Consider the following 15,739-nt stretch of genomic DNA (forward strand, 5'->3'; position numbering starts at 1 on the left):
GGCCAGTCCGTCGCCGTCCTGCTCCGCCGAGTCGCGATCTCGTTCCGCGTCGCCCGTTTCCGTCACCCGGCCGGCCGTCTGCGCCCCGGCCTGGACCGGCTCCGTGCCCGCCGCCCGGTCCGCCGCCGCGTCCGGCTCCGCGATCCGGTGCCTGTCCGGGCCCGGGCCCGGCTCCGGCTCCGCGGCCGGGCCGTCCGCCGCCGCCCGCCCCGTGGCCACCGTCCGCTCCGTGTCCTGGTTCATCCCCCGATCATCGCCGACCGGCCCGCACACCAGGGGCTAGCATGGCGACGTATCGTCCGGTACCCCCCGCGGACCGGAACGGAACGGAAGGCCTCCCCCGCGTGAACACAGCCCCCCAGGCGGAGCGCCCCGCCCGGCTCTCCGTCGGTGTCGTCGGAGCCGGCCGGGTCGGTCCCGCGCTGGCCTGCGCCCTGCAGCAGACCGGGCACCGTCCCGTCGCCGTGTCGGGCGTCTCCGACGCCTCCCGGCGCCGGGCCGAGCGGATGCTGCCCGGTGTGCCCGTCGTCTCTCCCGCGCAGGTGCTGGAGGCCTCCGACCTCGTGCTGCTGACCGTCCCCGACGACGCGCTGCCGTCCCTGGTGGAGGGGCTCGCCGAGACCGGCGCGGTCCGTCCCGGGCAGCTCCTCGTGCACACCTCCGGGCGGTACGGGGTCTCCGTGCTGGACCCCGCGCGCCGCGCGGGCGCGCTCCCGCTGGCCCTGCACCCGGCGATGACGTTCACCGGCACCGAGGTGGACGTGCAGCGCCTCGCGGGCTGCTCCTTCGGCGTGACCGCCCCCGACGAGCTGCGGCTCGCCGCCGAGGCGCTGGTCATCGAGATGGGCGGGGAGCCCGAGTGGATCGCCGAGGTGAACCGCCCGCTGTACCACGCGGCCCTGGCCCTCGGCGCGAACCACCTGGTCACCCTGGTCGCACAGTCGATGGAGCTGCTGGCCAAGGCGGGCGTCGAACACCCGAACCGGATGCTCGGCCCGCTCCTCGGCGCGGCCCTGGACAACGCCCTGCGCTCCGGCGACGCCGCCCTGACCGGCCCGGTGGCCCGCGGTGACGCCGGTACCGTCGCCGCGCACGTCTCGGAGCTGCGCAAGCACGCCCCGGGCACGGTCGCCGGATACCTCGCGATGGCCCGTACGACCGCCGACCGCGCCCTCGCGCACGGTCTGCTCAAGCCCGAACTGGCCGAGGACCTCCTCGGCGTACTGGCCGACGGCGGCACGACCGGCATCGAGCCCGGCCCCGGCCCCGAAGGACGCGAAGGCGGCGACCTGTGATCCTCCTCGACACCGCCGACGCACTGCACCGGCTGGCCCGTACCGGCGGCCCCGCCGCCCGCCGCGCCGTCGTCATGACCATGGGCGCCCTCCACGAGGGCCACGCCACCCTGGTCCGCACCGCCCGCGAGCAGGTGGGCCCCGCCGGCCAGGTCGTGGTCACGGTCTTCGTCAACCCCCTCCAGTTCGGGGCGAACGAGGACCTCGACCGCTACCCCCGCACCCTCGACGACGACCTGGAGATCGCCGAAGCCGCCGGCGCCGACGCCGTGTTCGCCCCGGCCGTCGACGAGGTCTACCCGGGCGGCGACCCCCAGGTCCGGATCACCGCCGGCCCGATGGGCGGCCGCCTCGAGGGCGCCACCCGCCCCGGCCACTTCGACGGGATGCTGACCGTCGTCGCCAAGCTGCTCCACCTCACCCGCCCCGACCTGGCCTTCTTCGGCCAGAAGGACGCGCAGCAACTGGCCCTGATCCGGCGGATGGTGACCGACCTGAACTTCCCCGTGGAGGTGGTCGGCGTACCGACCGTCCGCGAGGCGGACGGGCTCGCGCTGTCCTCCCGCAACCGCTACCTCTCCGCCAAGGAGCGCGGCACCGCCCTCGCGCTGTCCCGCGCCCTGTTCGCCGGCCGCGACCGGCTCGCCGCGCAGTCCGCGCTGCGCGCCCGCGCCGAGGCCCAGGCCCCGCCGGCCGGCGACGAGCGGGCCACCGGCCTGGCCCGGCTCGGCGAGATCCGCGCCTCCGCCGACGCGCACGCCGTCGCCGCGGCGGGCGCCGGGCTGCCGGAGGCCGTACGGGCCGCCGCGCGGCACGTCCTGGAGGAGGCGGGCCGTCACGATCCGCCGCTCGTCCTGGACTACCTGGCGCTGGTGGACCCCCAGGACTTCACCAAGGCCGGCCACGGCTTCACCGGTCAGGCCGTGCTGGCCGTCGCCGCGAAGGTGGGCGCGACCCGGCTGATCGACAACATCCCATTGGAGTTCGGAGCACAACCGTGAGCACCCCAGGCAGAGGCCCCGCAGCAGCGGGCACCAGCACCGGCATACGGCTCCACGCCCCGGCGCCCGGCTGGTCCGTGGACGCCGATGTCGTGGTCGTCGGGTCCGGAGTCGCCGGACTGACCGCCGCACTGCGCTGCGCCGCCGCGGGCCGCCGTACCGTCGTGGTCACCAAGGCCCGGCTCGACGACGGCTCCACCCGCTGGGCCCAGGGCGGCATCGCCGCCGCCCTCGGCGACGGGGACACCCCGGAGCAGCACCAGGGCGACACCCTCGTCGCGGGCGCGGGCCTGTGCGACGAGGCCGCCGTCCGGCTCCTGGTCACCGAGGGCCCCGACGCCGTGCGCCGGCTGATCGCCGCCGGCGCCGTCTTCGACACCTCCGCCGAGACCGGCGAGATCGAGCTGACCCGCGAGGGCGGCCACCACCGCCGCCGCATCGCGCACGCGGGCGGGGACGCGACCGGCGCCGAGATCTCCCGGGCCCTCGTCGAGGCCGTCCAGGCGGCCGGCATCGAGACCGTGGAGAACGCCCTCGTCCTGGATCTGCTCCAGGACGCCGAGGGCCGTACCGCGGGCGTCACCCTGCACGTCATGGGCGAGGGCCAGCACGACGGGGTCGGCGCCGTCCACGCGCCCGCCGTGATCCTCGCGACCGGCGGCATGGGCCAGGTCTTCTCGGCGACCACCAACCCGTCGGTCTCCACGGGCGACGGCGTGGCCCTCGCGCTGCGCGCCGGAGCCGAGGTCTCCGACCTCGAGTTCGTGCAGTTCCACCCCACCGTGCTCTTCCTGGGCGCCGACGCCGAGGGCCAGCAGCCCCTGGTGTCGGAGGCCGTCCGCGGCGAAGGTGCGTACCTCGTCGACGCCGACGGGGTCCGCTTCATGCAGGGGCAGCACGAGCTGGCCGAGCTCGCCCCCCGCGACATCGTCGCGAAGGGCATCATGCGCCGCATGCAGGAGCAGGGCACCCAGCACATGTACCTGGACGCCCGGCACTTCGGCGCCGAGATGTGGGAGCAGCGCTTCCCCACCATCCTCGCCGCCTGCCGCTCGCACGGCATCGACCCGGTCACCGAGCCGATCCCGGTCGCCCCGGCCGCGCACTACGCCTCCGGCGGCGTACGGACCGACCTGCACGGCCGCACCACCGTCCCCGGCCTGTACGCGTGCGGCGAGGTCGCCTGCACGGGCGTGCACGGCGCGAACCGCCTCGCCTCCAACTCCCTGCTGGAGGGCCTGGTCTTCGCGGAGCGCATCGCCGACGACATCATCGCGAACCCGCCCACGGGCAACGGCCCGGGCATCCCCGTCCCGGCCACCGGCCCCCTCCAGCCCGCCGAGGCGCGCTACGAGATCCAGCGCATCATGACCGACGGCGCGGGCGTGCTCCGCTCCGCCGAGTCCCTGCGCCGGGCCGCCGCCGCGCTCGAAGGCCTGTACGCGACGGCGCTGACGGAGCTGGAGGCCCGGGGCAAGACGGCCGTGCCCGGCACCGAGACCTGGGAGGCCACCAACCTCCTGTGCGTGGCCCGGGTCCTGGTCGCCGCCGCCCAGCGGCGCGCGGAGACCCGCGGCTGCCACTGGCGCGAGGACCACCCCGACCGGGACGACGCGGACTGGCGGCGCCACCTGGTCGTCCGCCTGTCGGAGACCGAGCGGCGGGCCCTGGTCGTCGTCCCCACGGACTCGGCGGACTTCCCGTCCGTACGGACCCCCTTGAGCACAGACACCCCCGACACCACCCGCAGCACCGACAGCCTGGAGCGGTAACCGTGAGCACGCACGAGCACGACCACACCCACCCGCACGAAGAGCTCCCGATCCTCGACCAGAGCGAGGGCGGCGGCTGCGGCGACGACTGCGCCTGCGGCGAGGGCGAGGAGACGGGCCTGGACCCGGCGCTCGCCCAGCTCCTGGTGGACGCGGGCCTGGACCCCATCGAGGTCGAGGACATCGCGCACATGGCGATCTCCGAGGACCTCGACGGCGGGGTCGACGTCACCACCGTCGCCACCGTCCCCGAGGACGCCGTCGCCACGGCCGACTTCACCGCCCGCGAGGCCGGCACGGTCGCCGGCCTGCGGGTCGCCGAGGCCGTGCTCTCCGTCGTCTGCACCGACACCTTCGAGGTGGAGCGGCACGTCGAGGACGGCGAGCGGGTCGAGGCCGGCCAGGTGCTGCTGTCCGTACGGGCCCGCACCCGGGACCTGCTCACCGGCGAGCGCAGCGCGCTGAACCTGCTCTGCCTGATGTCGGGCATCGCCACGGCCACCCGCGCCTGGGCCGACGAGCTGGAGGGCACCAAGGCCAAGGTCCGCGACACCCGCAAGACCACCCCCGGCCTGCGCTGCCTGGAGAAGTACGCGGTCCGCTGCGGCGGCGGCGTCAACCACCGCATGTCGCTGTCCGACGCGGCGCTGGTGAAGGACAACCACGTCATCGCGGCGGGCGGTGTCCGGGAGGCGTTCAAGGCCGTACGCGAGCAGTTCCCCGACCTGCCCATCGAGGTCGAGGTGGACACCCTCCAGCAGGTCCGCGAGGCCCTGGACGCGGGCGCGGACCTGATCCTGCTCGACAACTTCGAGCCGATCGAAACCGCGGAAGCCGTGGCGCTGGTCCGCGGCCGCGCCGTCCTGGAGTCCTCGGGCCGCCTCACCATGCACAACGCCCGCGCCTACGCCGAGACGGGCGTCGACTACCTCGCCGTCGGCGGGCTCACCCACTCCTCCCCGATCCTGGACATCGGCCTCGATCTGCGCGAGGCGGTGTAGCCGATGCTCCTCACCATCGACGTGGGCAACTCCCATACGGTCCTTGGCCTGTTCGACGGTGACGAGATCGTCGAGCACTGGCGCGTCTCCACCGACCCGCGCCGCACGGCCGACGAGATGGCCGTGCTCATGCAGGGCCTGATGGGCATGCACCCGATGCTCGGGAGCGAACTGGGCGACGGCATCCACGGCATCGCGATCTGCTCGACGGTGCCGGCGGTGCTGCACGAGCTCCGCGAGGTGACCCGCCGCTACTACGGCGACGTTCCGGCGGTGATCGTGGAACCCGGCACCAAGACGGGCGTACCGATCCTGATGGACAACCCGAAGGAGGTCGGCGCCGACCGCATCGTCAACGCGGTCGCCGCCGCCGAGCTCTACGGCGGCCCCGCGATCGTCGTCGACTTCGGTACGGCGACCACCTTCGACGCGGTCTCCGCCAAGGGTGAGTACGTCGGCGGGGTCATCTCCCCGGGCATCGAGATCTCCATGGAGGCCCTCGGCGTACGGGGCGCCCAGCTCCGCAAGATCGAGCTGGCCCGGCCGCGCAACGTCATCGGCAAGTCCACGGTCGAGGCGATGCAGTCGGGCGTGGTCTACGGGTTCGCGGGCCAGGTCGACGGGATCGTGAACCGCATGGCCAAGGAGCTGGCCGGCCCGAACGGCGTTCCGGACGACGTCCGCGTCATCGCCACGGGCGGCCTGGCCCCGATCGTCCTCGGCGAGGCCGCGGCCATCGACGACCACGAGCCCTGGCTCACCCTGATCGGCCTCCGCCTGGTCTACGAGCGCAACGCCCCCGCCTTCGGCTGACCGGACCGACCCCCGTGGCCCTGCGGCCCCTGCCCTCCCGCCCGGGAGGCCGGGGGCCGCTTCCGTCCGGCGGGCCCCCGCCCTTACCGCGTCCGTACGCCCGACATGGCAATTTCCCCGGAAATGGCCGAGCCACGGCCACCGCGGGGATAACGTGCCCCACGAGAAGTTCCGGGAGCCCGTCCCCGGCGCCACAGCGCCTGTGACCGGAGGAGACGCCATGACCGCTCGGCCCGCCTGGCAGAAGTCCTCGTTCTGCGGCGAGGGGGACAACTGCGTGTACGTCAGCGCGGCCCCCGGCACCCTGGTCCGCGTGGCGGACCGCGCCGACCCGGCCCACCTGGTCCTCGCCACCACCCAGGCCGCCTGGACCGATTTCCTGCGGGTGGTCAAGCAGGAGGACTGAGCCCTCCCGGGTCCTCCGGGGCCTTTCCGGGCCTTTCCGGCGAGGACACGCGCCCTGTACGTGTCCACTCAAGGGATTTTGTCCGATTAGCGCGTATCTTCGGCCCATGCCCACGCCCTACGGATCCCGCGGCGGCATGGCGTTCGGCGCCGATGAGCTTCACGTGCTCAGGCGTTCGCTCGCTCACGCCCTTCAGTCCTCGACGGCCCCCCTGACGGCCGTCGAGGTCCAGGACTGCCTGCGCCTCGCGGCGTCGGTGGACGACGCGGTCCAGGAGGCGGGGAGACTCAGAGCGTTCCTTCTCGCCGACCTGGCGCGCTACAGAGCCGCGCTCCCCGGCAGCCTCTCCGGCTACCTGGAGCTGCTGCAGGACGCCCTGGCCGCCGGCTACGAACCGGTGCCGGACGACCTCGCCGCCCTGCGGGCGCTGCGCGCCAACCCGGTCGCCGCCGCGCTCCTGGAGCGGGCCCAGACCGTCGCGGAGCGCTCCGTACGCCGCAGGCTCTCCACGGCACCCGCCCCGCGCACCCGGCTGCTGACCCTCGCGGGCGGCACCGACAAGGAGAACGACCCCGCGCGCCCGAAGCCCGAACCGCGCCCGGACGACCGCCCGGGACGTCCCATCCCGACCCCGGGCGAGGTCTTCCCGCCGCGCCGCAAGCCCAGCCCGCCCCCGGAGGCCGGGCGCGCGGCCGGGTAGCTAGGGTGGGGGCATGGACTACGTTTCCGCGCTCGTGCCCCCCTTCGCGATGGCCGCGTTCTTCATCGCGCTCATCGTGGTGATCGTGAAGAGCCAGGGCGGTGCCAACAAGGCCAAGGAGGACGCGGCCGTCGACGCCGTGCTCGCCCGCGCCGAGGCCACCCAGCAGGCCCAGGCCCAGGCCCAGCCCCAGAAGTAGGCCCCCCCCGAGGGGGACGGGCGTACGGCTTCCCTGCCGTACGCCCTTCACTGCGTTGCGGGGCCCCCGGATTTTGTCGCGCCTTGCCGCCCGGATAGCCGCGCAATTCACCACAACCCGCACTATCGTGCTGCTGTGCCTCGCCCCTTGGGAGAACTCGAAGACGCAGTCATGACGCGGGTGTGGCAGTGGAACCGCCCGGTCACCGTTCGCGAAGTCCTGGAAGACCTCCAGCAGGAACGGTCCATCGCGTACACCACGGTCATGACCGTTATGGACAATCTTCATCAGAAGGGCTGGGTCCGCCGCGAAGCGGAAGGCCGGGCCTATCGATATACGGCGGTCTCCACGCGGGCCGCTTACTCGGCCGCACTGATGAACGAAGCCTGGTCGACGAGCGACAACCCCGCCGCCGCCCTCGTGGCCTTCTTCGGCATGATGTCGGCGGAACAGCGCGAGGCACTCCGGGACGCCGTACGCATCGTGCAGCCCGCTGAACCCGAAGCCTCTGCGGAGTCCCCGGACGCCCCGCCCCCGCCACCCGCCACCGAAGGCGACTCCGCGGCCCCGGGCACCGGGCCGGGGCGATAACGTCCGGGCATGGGTGAGTTTTCCGCTGCACATGCAAAAACAGTGACGATCCGCCGAGCGCGCACCGGTGATGTTCCCGCGCTGCGCCGCCTGCTCGACCAGTACGTACAGCAGCGGATCCTGCTGGACAAAGCGCCGGTCGTCCTTTATGAGGACATCCAGGAGTTCTGGGTCGCGGAACGCGAGGCCGATGGCCAGGTGGTCGGCTGCGGTGCGCTCCACGTGATGTGGGAAGACCTGGCCGAAGTCCGCACTCTTGCCGTCGACCGCGACTTGAAGGGCGTGGGAGTCGGCCATCTGGTGCTCGACAAGTTGCTGGAGACCGCCCGCAGGCTCGGTGTCAGCCGGGTTTTCTGCCTGACCTTCGAAGTGGACTTCTTCGCCAAGCACGGGTTCACCGAGATCGGCGAGACCCCGGTCGAGACCGATGTGTACATGGAGCTCCTGCGTTCCTATGACGAGGGTGTCGCCGAGTTCCTCGGTCTCGAACGAGTGAAGCCGAACACCTTGGGCAACAGCCGGATGCTTCTGCACCTCTGATCGATCAGGCCGATTTCACGGGAGCCCCCGGCTCCGTGCCCTATGTCCGAATCGCGCATGTTTCCCGACCCGTTGCGGACCCGAACCCGTGACGGGGGGTTTGTGTTTTCCAGGCAAAAGCGGTTTCCTTTCCGCGTACTGCTTTTCGATGAAAGGAAATCCCGGTGGCACAGAAGGTTCAGGTCCTTCTTGTCGACGACCTCGACGGCGGCGAGGCGGACGAGACGGTGACGTTCGCTCTGGATGGCAAGACCTACGAGATCGACCTCACCACCGCCAACGCTGAAAAGCTCCGCGGCCTCCTCGACCCGTTCACCAAGGGCGGTCGCCGCACCGGCGGCCGTGCCGCGGCGGGCCGTACGAAGGGCGGCCGCACCGCCGCGACGTCCGGCAACCCGGACACGGCCGAGATCCGCGCGTGGGCCAAGGCCCAGGGCATGAGCGTCAACGACCGCGGCCGCGTTCCGCAGGAGATCCGCGAGGCCTACGAGAACCGGGGCTGATCTCCGGCAGGCCCCGCGGCGGCAACGCTATGCGCGGAGGCCGTACGCCGCCGCAGCCGCGCCCGGTGGCATTCCGTCGCCGCCGCCGCGACCAGGCGTACGAGACCGGGCCCGGTGGCGTCCGCGCCACGACCGGGCCCGGAGCCCTGCCCCGCGGCGGGCAGGGCGGGCAGCAGTGCCTCACACCCCTGCTCGGGGGGCCGCAGCCACACGGCGGCCCCCCGAGGGTTTTCCCCGGGCTCCACCAGGTGTCCCGGCGGCGTCGGAGCGGTGATCCGGCCACCCGCACCCAGGGCGGCGAGATCCAGGGCCACCCCGCCCCACTCCAGCCAGTCGAGCAGCCCCTCCAGCTCGTCGGCGCTCCCCGGGGCCACCAGGAACCGCATCCTGCGCCCCATGAGGGCCACGGGACCCGTGGCGTCGCCGCAGGGTCCGCGCAGCACCGCGGCGCCGGCATCGGCCGGCAGCTCCAGTACGTCGAACCGCACCCCGGTCACGAGCTGCGCGGGCGGACCGCCGGCCACGGGCCAGCCGAGGACGCGCTCGTACCAGTGCGCCGGCGCCTCGGCCGCGCCGGGAGCGCGGGGGAGCGGGACGGTGGCGGGAGGCGCGGTGAGGGCCATGCCCGGAGCAACTGCGGAAACGCTTCGGGGTTACGGGGGAGGGGACGCGGGAGGACGCGTGATGTGACGCAGGGCACATGCTCCATTGCGGAACGTAAACGTCCGAGCGGCCGGAGTCTCACATTCAGGACGGAAGCTTGTTCGCCCGTAGCGGAGGGAAGAGTCGTCCACCAGCGTGAACTGTCCGCTCTTACGGGTAAGACATTCCTAGTGGATCGGGGCGACACGCTGTTTTGCAGGGTCCGAGACCGCCTTCCGTTCGCCATCGGCGTACACGTGTGACGGGTATCTGCCTGGCCTGCGGGAACATCGTCTCGCACCATCGGGTTGGAGCAGTTGTCGGCACTTACAGCCGGGTTTTCCCACGGACGTGAGGGTGAGCCGCGGACGGATGTCGGCAGTTGGAATGAGCTGTCCCGCCCCGCGGGACTAGCATGCGGAAGGACAGGGCGGGGACCGACCCCGAACTGCCCGACCGCTCTGAGGAGCGATAAACGATGTTCGAGAGGTTCACCGACCGCGCGCGGCGGGTTGTCGTCCTGGCTCAGGAAGAAGCCCGGATGCTCAACCACAACTACATCGGCACTGAGCACATCCTCCTGGGCTTGATCCACGAGGGTGAGGGTGTCGCCGCTAAGGCCTTGGAGAGCCTCGGGATTTCGCTCGAGGCTGTTCGCCAGCAGGTTGAGGAGATCATCGGACAGGGGCAGCAGGCCCCTTCCGGCCACATCCCCTTCACTCCGCGGGCGAAGAAGGTCCTGGAGCTTTCGCTCCGAGAGGCCCTCCAGCTCGGCCACAACTACATCGGCACCGAGCACATCCTGCTCGGCCTCATTCGCGAGGGCGAGGGCGTCGCCGCCCAGGTCCTGGTGAAGCTGGGCGCCGATCTCAACCGAGTCAGGCAGCAGGTCATCCAGCTGCTCTCCGGCTACTCCGGCGGAGGCAAGGAGTCGGCCACGGCCGGCGGCCCGGCCGAGGGCACGCCCTCGACCTCGCTCGTCCTGGACCAGTTCGGCCGCAACCTCACCCAGGCGGCCCGCGAATCCAAGCTCGACCCGGTCATCGGGCGCGAGAAGGAGATCGAGCGGGTCATGCAGGTGCTGTCCCGCCGGACCAAGAACAACCCGGTCCTCATCGGCGAGCCCGGCGTCGGCAAGACCGCCGTCGTCGAGGGCCTGGCCCAGGCGATCGTCAAGGGCGAGGTCCCCGAGACCCTCAAGGACAAGCACCTCTACACGCTTGACCTGGGTGCCCTGGTCGCCGGTTCCCGCTACCGCGGTGACTTCGAAGAGCGCCTCAAGAAGGTGCTCAAGGAGATCCGCACCCGCGGCGACATCATCCTGTTCATCGACGAGCTCCACACCCTCGTGGGTGCGGGTGCCGCCGAGGGCGCGATCGACGCCGCCAGCATCCTGAAGCCCATGCTGGCCCGTGGTGAGCTCCAGACCATCGGTGCCACGACGCTGGACGAGTACCGCAAGCACCTTGAGAAGGACGCCGCTCTCGAGCGCCGCTTCCAGCCGATCCAGGTGGCGGAGCCTTCCCTCCAGCACACCATCGAGATCCTCAAGGGCCTGCGCGACCGCTACGAGGCCCACCACCGCGTCTCCATCACGGACGAGGCCCTCGTGCAGGCGGCCACCCTGGCCGACCGGTACATCTCGGACCGCTTCCTCCCGGACAAGGCGATCGACCTGATCGACGAGGCCGGCTCCCGGATGCGCATCCGCCGGATGACCGCGCCGCCGGACCTCCGCGAGTTCGACGAGAAGATCGCGAACGTGCGTCGCGACAAGGAGTCGGCCATCGACTCCCAGGACTTCGAGAAGGCGGCTTCCCTCCGTGATTCGGAGAAGCAGCTGCTGGCGGCGAAGGCCAAGCGCGAGAAGGAATGGAAGGCCGGCGACATGGACGTCGTCGCCGAGGTCGACGGCGAGCTCATCGCCGAAGTCCTCGCGACCGCGACCGGCATTCCCGTCTTCAAGCTCACCGAGGAGGAGTCCTCGCGACTGCTCCGCATGGAAGACGAGCTCCACAAGCGCGTCATCGGCCAGAAGGACGCCATCAAGGCGCTCTCCCAGGCGATCCGCCGTACCCGTGCGGGTCTGAAGGACCCGAAGCGCCCGGGTGGCTCGTTCATCTTCGCCGGCCCGTCCGGTGTCGGTAAGACCGAGCTCTCCAAGACGCTCGCCGAATTCCTCTTCGGCGACGAGGACGCACTGATCTCCCTCGACATGTCGGAGTTCAGCGAGAAGCACACGGTTTCCCGCCTCTTCGGTTCGCCCCCCGGCTACGTGGGCTACGAAGAGGGCGGCCAGCTGACCGAGAAGGTCCGCCGGAAGCCGTTCTCCGTCGTCCTCTTCGACGAGGTCGAGAAGGCGCACCCGGATATCTTCAATTCCCTTCTCCAGATCCTGGAGGACGGTCGTCTGACCGACTCCCAGGGCCGGGTCGTGGACTTCAAGAACACGGTCATCATCATGACGACCAACCTGGGTACGCGGGACATCTCCAAGGGCTTCAACCTGGGCTTCGCGGCCCAGGGCGACGTCAAGACCGGATACGACCGGATGAAGGCGAAGGTCAACGAAGAGCTCAAGCAGCACTTCCGGCCCGAGTTCCTCAACCGCGTCGACGACACGGTCGTCTTCCACCAGCTGTCGGAAGAGGACATCGTCCAGATCGTCGACCTGATGATCGCCAAGGTCGACGACCGCCTGAAGGACCGCGACATGGGCATCGAGCTCAGCGCGGACGCGAAGGCACTGCTGGCCAAGAAGGGCTACGACCCGATCATGGGTGCCCGCCCGCTCCGCCGCACGATCCAGCGCGAGATCGAGGACGTGCTCTCGGAGAAGATCCTCTTCGGCGAGCTGCGCCCCGGTCACATCGTGGTCGTCGGCAAGGAGGGTGAGGGCGAAGAGGCCAAGTTCACCTTCCGCGGTGAGGAGAAGACTCCGATCTCGGACCTTCCCCCCATCGAGGCGACGGGCTCCGGCCCGGACCTCACCAAGGGTGCGTAAGCGCTAGCCGCTCACAGCGGTACGAAGGGGCGGCCCCGGGACCGAGAGGTTCCGGGGCCGCCCCTTTTCCGTGCGCCGTGCTGTGCCGCCGCTCAGATTTAGTAGACCGCCTGCACCGTGCCCAGCTGTGCCTCCGGGAAGCGGTGGGCCACCCGGGCCCGGAGGGTCGGGTCCCACGTCTCGTGGTCGTAGATGAGGAGGCTCCTGAGCGAGGGCAGCTCCGCGTACGAGGCGAGGCCGTCCATCGCCTCGTGGGGCATGGCGAGCTCCTGCAGGTCCTTCAGCGCCGAGAGCTCCGTCCACGCGCTCCGCGCGCCGGGGCTCCAGTCGTAGCCGAGGCAGAGCCGCCACAGGCTCGTGAGCCGTCCGAGGCCCACCAGGTCCGGGTCCGCCTCGGTCACCTCGATATCCTCCGGGCGGGCTTCCGGGGCGAAGTCGGTGAAGGACCACCCGTAGTGCCTCGACTCCAGTCTTAGCCTGCTCAGCCGGGGCCAAGTCGCCAGGACCGGGCCGAGGGGGACGTCGCTGCCGAGGTCGAGGGTGACCTCCTCCAGGGGCAGCCCGTGCAGTGCGGTCAGGTCCCGCAGCGCGGGCCAGTGATAGATGCCGAGCCTCCGCAGCGAGGTGTGGCCGCGCAGGAACTCCGCGTCCGTCCCGCCCTCGAAGTTCCCCAGGTCCAGACCCGCCACCGGCTGCCGGGCCAGGAAGCGGGCCAGGGCGTCCCGGGACACGAGGTGGGGGACGTAGAGGCCGGGCGGGCCGGTGAAGCTCTTCAGCGCCGCGAGCGAGGCGTCCGAGGTGATGGCGAGGTAGTCGGGCGGCGGGACCATGCGCGCGAGCACCTCGGTCGCGTACTGCTCGGTGTCGAACCGGTCCCAGGCTTCGTTCAGCGCCCTGCGGATCTGCTCGTCGGAGTGGCCGCAGTAGCCGGCGAGGTAGCCGACGGCCGCCTCGGAACCGGTCTCCGCCGCCGCGATCACGGCGAGGCGGCCTTCGCGCCGGGTGGCCACCGCGGCGCGCGGCAGCAGGTCCAGGACCAGCGGGCCGATCCGGCCGAGCGTGCGCGCCGCGGTCTCGTCCCGGGGCGGCATGAGCCTGCGGGCGGCCGTCCGGACGTGCTTCCGTACCTCCGGATCCAGCTCGGTCGCGTACTCCAGGGCCGCGAGGGCCAGCAGCACCGAGCGGTCGGAGTCGCGGACCAGGAGGTCGCCGATGATCGCCGCGCGGTCGTTCGGGCGGCCCTGGGCGACCGCCATGCGGATGACGTCCTCCCACTGGTCGTCGTCCGCGTGCCGGGTCAGCTCGCCGAGGCCGCCCTCGTCCAGGGCGGCCCGGGCCCCCAGGAAGTCCTGGAAGGTGCGGTGGACGAACTCCAGGGTGTCCTCCGTGGGCGCCCGCAGGAGCCCGGTCCGCTCCAGGAAGTGCCGTAGGACGGCCGGGGCCTCACCGAGCACCTGGGCGGCCGGTACGGCGGGCAGCGCGGCAGCGATGAGATCCTCGGCCCGCTTCCGGGAGATCTGCGTGCGGCCGTTGCGGATGAGCCAGTACGCGAGCCGTTGCAGGAGCTGGAGCTGCGGTTCCTCGGCGATCTCCGGCAGGCGCAGCTCCCGCTCGCGGTCGCGCCGGTGCAGGAGCATCGACAGGGCGGCCGTGTAGAGCTCCTTGCGCCCTGAGGGGAGGAAGCCGCGGCGTTCGCGGTGCAGGGCGCAGATCAGCCCGCACAGCAGCGGGTTGGTCGCGAGCCGGGCCAGCTCCGGTTTGGCGGCCAGGGACTCCAGCAGCTGGTCGCGCAGCTCCTCGCCGGCTTCGGCCGCCGTGTGCCAGCGGGCGACGAAGGAGGCCACGGTGGTGCGGTTCATGGGGGCGAGCGTCAGCTCGGAGAACTGCTCGGAGACGAGCCAGTCCTGCCGGACCGCCGAGGGGCGGGAGGTGACCAGCCAGCGGTTGCCGGGGTAGGCGGTGAGCAGATCGGTGAGCCAGTCGCGGGCCCGCTCCCGCTCGCCCTCCGGGATCTCGTCGATGCCGTCCACCAGCACCAGGCCCCGTCCCGCGCCCAGGACCCGGCTCTCCCACCCCTCGGGGGCGCGGCCCTTCAGTGCGGTGGCGAGGAGGAAGTCCTCGGGGGCGGGCAGCCGCTCCCCGTAGCGGGTCAGGTTCCGCAGGGGCAGCACGAAGGGAACGAGGCCGCCCTCGGGCTCGTCCCGGGCGGTGGAGACGGCCAGCCACTGGATCAGGGTGGTCTTGCCGGATCCGGCCTCGCCGCGCAGCAGAACCCGGGGATCGAAGCCCGGCAGGGCGTCGGCGCCGAGTACGGTGGCCGGGCCCGCCTGGGCCGGGACCACGGCACTGTCCTTGCCGCCGGCGCGTCGGTGGCGGGGGGTCGCCTCCAGGCTCACGTACGCCGCGTCCAGCGGCCAGCGGCTGGAGTCCGGCGGCAGGTCGATCCCGAAGATCGTCAGGGTGCTGTGCCGTTTGACCAGGTACTCCCGGTACCGGGCCTCGAACTCCGTGTCCCGGCCGTCCTGGCGGGGGATCCGGGCGAGAAGGACGTCGATCTTGGAGATGGCCTCGGCCTGCCGGCGGGCGTTCTCGACCAGGGCCGCCGGGATGTAGGTGGAGCGGGTCGTGAAGAACTGCAGGACGTGCAGGCAGGTGGTGAGCAGGAGCCGGTCGTGGAAGAGCTCCGCGTCCCGGCCCAGGCCCGTGGGCGGAGCTGCTTTGCGCAGGGCGGAGGCGAAGGCGTGCGGTCCCATCTCGACGGCCTGGGCGTCCTCCAGGGCCAGGTCCCCGAGGGAGTGCAGGGTGACGGCCAGTGCGGCTGCGACGCCCGTCTCCTCGCCCGGCGGCAGCGGCCGCTCGCCGGGGGCCCGTAAGGCCTCCTCGACCAGCTTGTCGGCGAGCCGGCTCAGGTCCTCCCGGGACAGCACGCGCTGCTCGCGCAGGGAGACGTACGAGGTGATCCGCACGGGCCGGTCGACCAGTCCGGCGCCCGCCCCCTCCCCGCGGAAGAGCTTCTTCACGAGGGGGGTCACGACCCCCGAGGCCAGCCGGATCCCCACCACGGATGCGTCCACGAGCCGGAGCGTAGCTCCGGTGTGACGCCGGTCGCAGGGCTTTGGTCCCGGCCGGGACCGGCGGAGGTCCCGCCCCGGTGACAAGCCGCACAGGGCAAATCGGACCTACTAGGAGCATTCGTAGAGATCGACGTCCGATTTGCCCCACCGCCGGGCCAGTGGGGAGGCGGTCAACAGGGCTGCCGACCCCCCGAGCAT

At 72.0% G+C, this 15,739-nt stretch carries 14 protein-coding genes; 12 read left to right on the top strand and 2 right to left on the bottom strand.

The annotated features are described in order from the left end of the window. Positions 1-284 precede the first annotated feature (284 nt). From NLX94_RS26720 to NLX94_RS26770, 11 genes are all read left to right on the top strand, one after another. Positions 285-1,295 carry a Rossmann-like and DUF2520 domain-containing protein gene (locus NLX94_RS26720; RefSeq protein ID WP_254385645.1) on the top strand — a complete coding sequence of 337 codons (1,011 nt, stop codon included), beginning with the start codon at positions 285-287 and terminating at the stop codon, positions 1,293-1,295. Then, positions 1,295-2,296: a pantoate--beta-alanine ligase gene (panC, locus tag NLX94_RS26725; RefSeq protein WP_254385690.1), complete on the top strand. Its 1,002-nt coding sequence runs from the start codon at positions 1,295-1,297 to the stop codon at positions 2,294-2,296. The genes NLX94_RS26720 and panC overlap by 1 nt, the downstream gene beginning before the upstream one ends. After that, entirely contained in the window at positions 2,293-4,068 is a 1,776-nt protein-coding gene (locus NLX94_RS26730; protein WP_254385646.1) for an L-aspartate oxidase, read from the top strand. Before panC ends, NLX94_RS26730 begins: the two co-directional genes overlap by 4 nt. 50 nt (positions 4,069-4,118) lie before the next feature. After that, positions 4,119-5,069: a carboxylating nicotinate-nucleotide diphosphorylase gene (gene nadC / locus NLX94_RS26735; protein ID WP_254385691.1), complete on the top strand. Its 951-nt coding sequence runs from the start codon at positions 4,119-4,121 to the stop codon at positions 5,067-5,069. A 3-nt stretch (positions 5,070-5,072) separates the two neighbouring features. Continuing rightward, positions 5,073-5,882, top strand: coding sequence for a type III pantothenate kinase (locus NLX94_RS26740; RefSeq protein WP_254385647.1), 810 nt, complete (start codon positions 5,073-5,075; stop codon positions 5,880-5,882). A gap of 220 nt (positions 5,883-6,102) precedes the next feature. Continuing rightward, the gene (locus tag NLX94_RS26745; protein WP_254385648.1) at positions 6,103-6,288 is read left to right on the top strand and encodes a DUF397 domain-containing protein; all 186 of its coding nucleotides are present in this window, start codon (positions 6,103-6,105) and stop codon (positions 6,286-6,288) included. A 136-nt stretch (positions 6,289-6,424) separates the two neighbouring features. Then, positions 6,425-6,988, top strand: coding sequence for a hypothetical protein (locus NLX94_RS26750; RefSeq protein ID WP_254385692.1), 564 nt, complete (start codon positions 6,425-6,427; stop codon positions 6,986-6,988). Between the two features lie 13 nt (positions 6,989-7,001). Then, complete coding sequence (locus NLX94_RS26755; RefSeq protein ID WP_254385649.1) at positions 7,002-7,187, top strand: hypothetical protein; 186 nt, start codon at positions 7,002-7,004, stop codon at positions 7,185-7,187. Positions 7,188-7,322: 135 nt separating this feature from the next. Continuing rightward, positions 7,323-7,778 (top strand): BlaI/MecI/CopY family transcriptional regulator, encoded by a 456-nt coding sequence (locus NLX94_RS26760; protein WP_254385650.1) that lies wholly within the window; start codon positions 7,323-7,325, stop codon positions 7,776-7,778. A gap of 9 nt (positions 7,779-7,787) precedes the next feature. Then, complete coding sequence (locus NLX94_RS26765) at positions 7,788-8,318, top strand: amino-acid N-acetyltransferase (RefSeq protein WP_254385651.1); 531 nt, start codon at positions 7,788-7,790, stop codon at positions 8,316-8,318. 164 nt (positions 8,319-8,482) lie between these two features. After that, positions 8,483-8,821 carry an Lsr2 family protein gene (locus tag NLX94_RS26770; RefSeq protein ID WP_254385652.1) on the top strand — a complete coding sequence of 113 codons (339 nt, stop codon included), beginning with the start codon at positions 8,483-8,485 and terminating at the stop codon, positions 8,819-8,821. Here NLX94_RS26770 and NLX94_RS26775 read toward each other — a convergent pair. Continuing rightward, positions 8,803-9,345 carry an SCO3374 family protein gene (locus tag NLX94_RS26775; protein ID WP_374684030.1) on the bottom strand — a complete coding sequence of 181 codons (543 nt, stop codon included), beginning with the start codon at positions 9,343-9,345 and terminating at the stop codon, positions 8,803-8,805. The genes NLX94_RS26770 and NLX94_RS26775 overlap by 19 nt on opposite strands. A gap of 596 nt (positions 9,346-9,941) precedes the next feature. On the opposite strand from NLX94_RS26775, the gene NLX94_RS26780 reads away from it, so the two are divergent. Beyond that, on the top strand, positions 9,942-12,467 hold the full coding sequence (locus NLX94_RS26780) for an ATP-dependent Clp protease ATP-binding subunit (RefSeq protein WP_254385654.1): 2,526 nt from the start codon (positions 9,942-9,944) through the stop codon (positions 12,465-12,467). Positions 12,468-12,565: 98 nt separating this feature from the next. Here the strand turns inward: NLX94_RS26780 and NLX94_RS39090 are convergent, their stop codons facing one another. Beyond that, the gene (locus NLX94_RS39090) at positions 12,566-15,541 is read right to left on the bottom strand and encodes an NACHT domain-containing protein (RefSeq protein WP_308402540.1); all 2,976 of its coding nucleotides are present in this window, start codon (positions 15,539-15,541) and stop codon (positions 12,566-12,568) included. Between the last annotated feature and the right edge of the window lie 198 nt (positions 15,542-15,739).

Source organism: Streptomyces sp. TBY4 (assembly GCF_024213195.1).
In the GTDB taxonomy this organism is placed as follows: Bacteria; Actinomycetota; Actinomycetes; order Streptomycetales; family Streptomycetaceae; genus Streptomyces.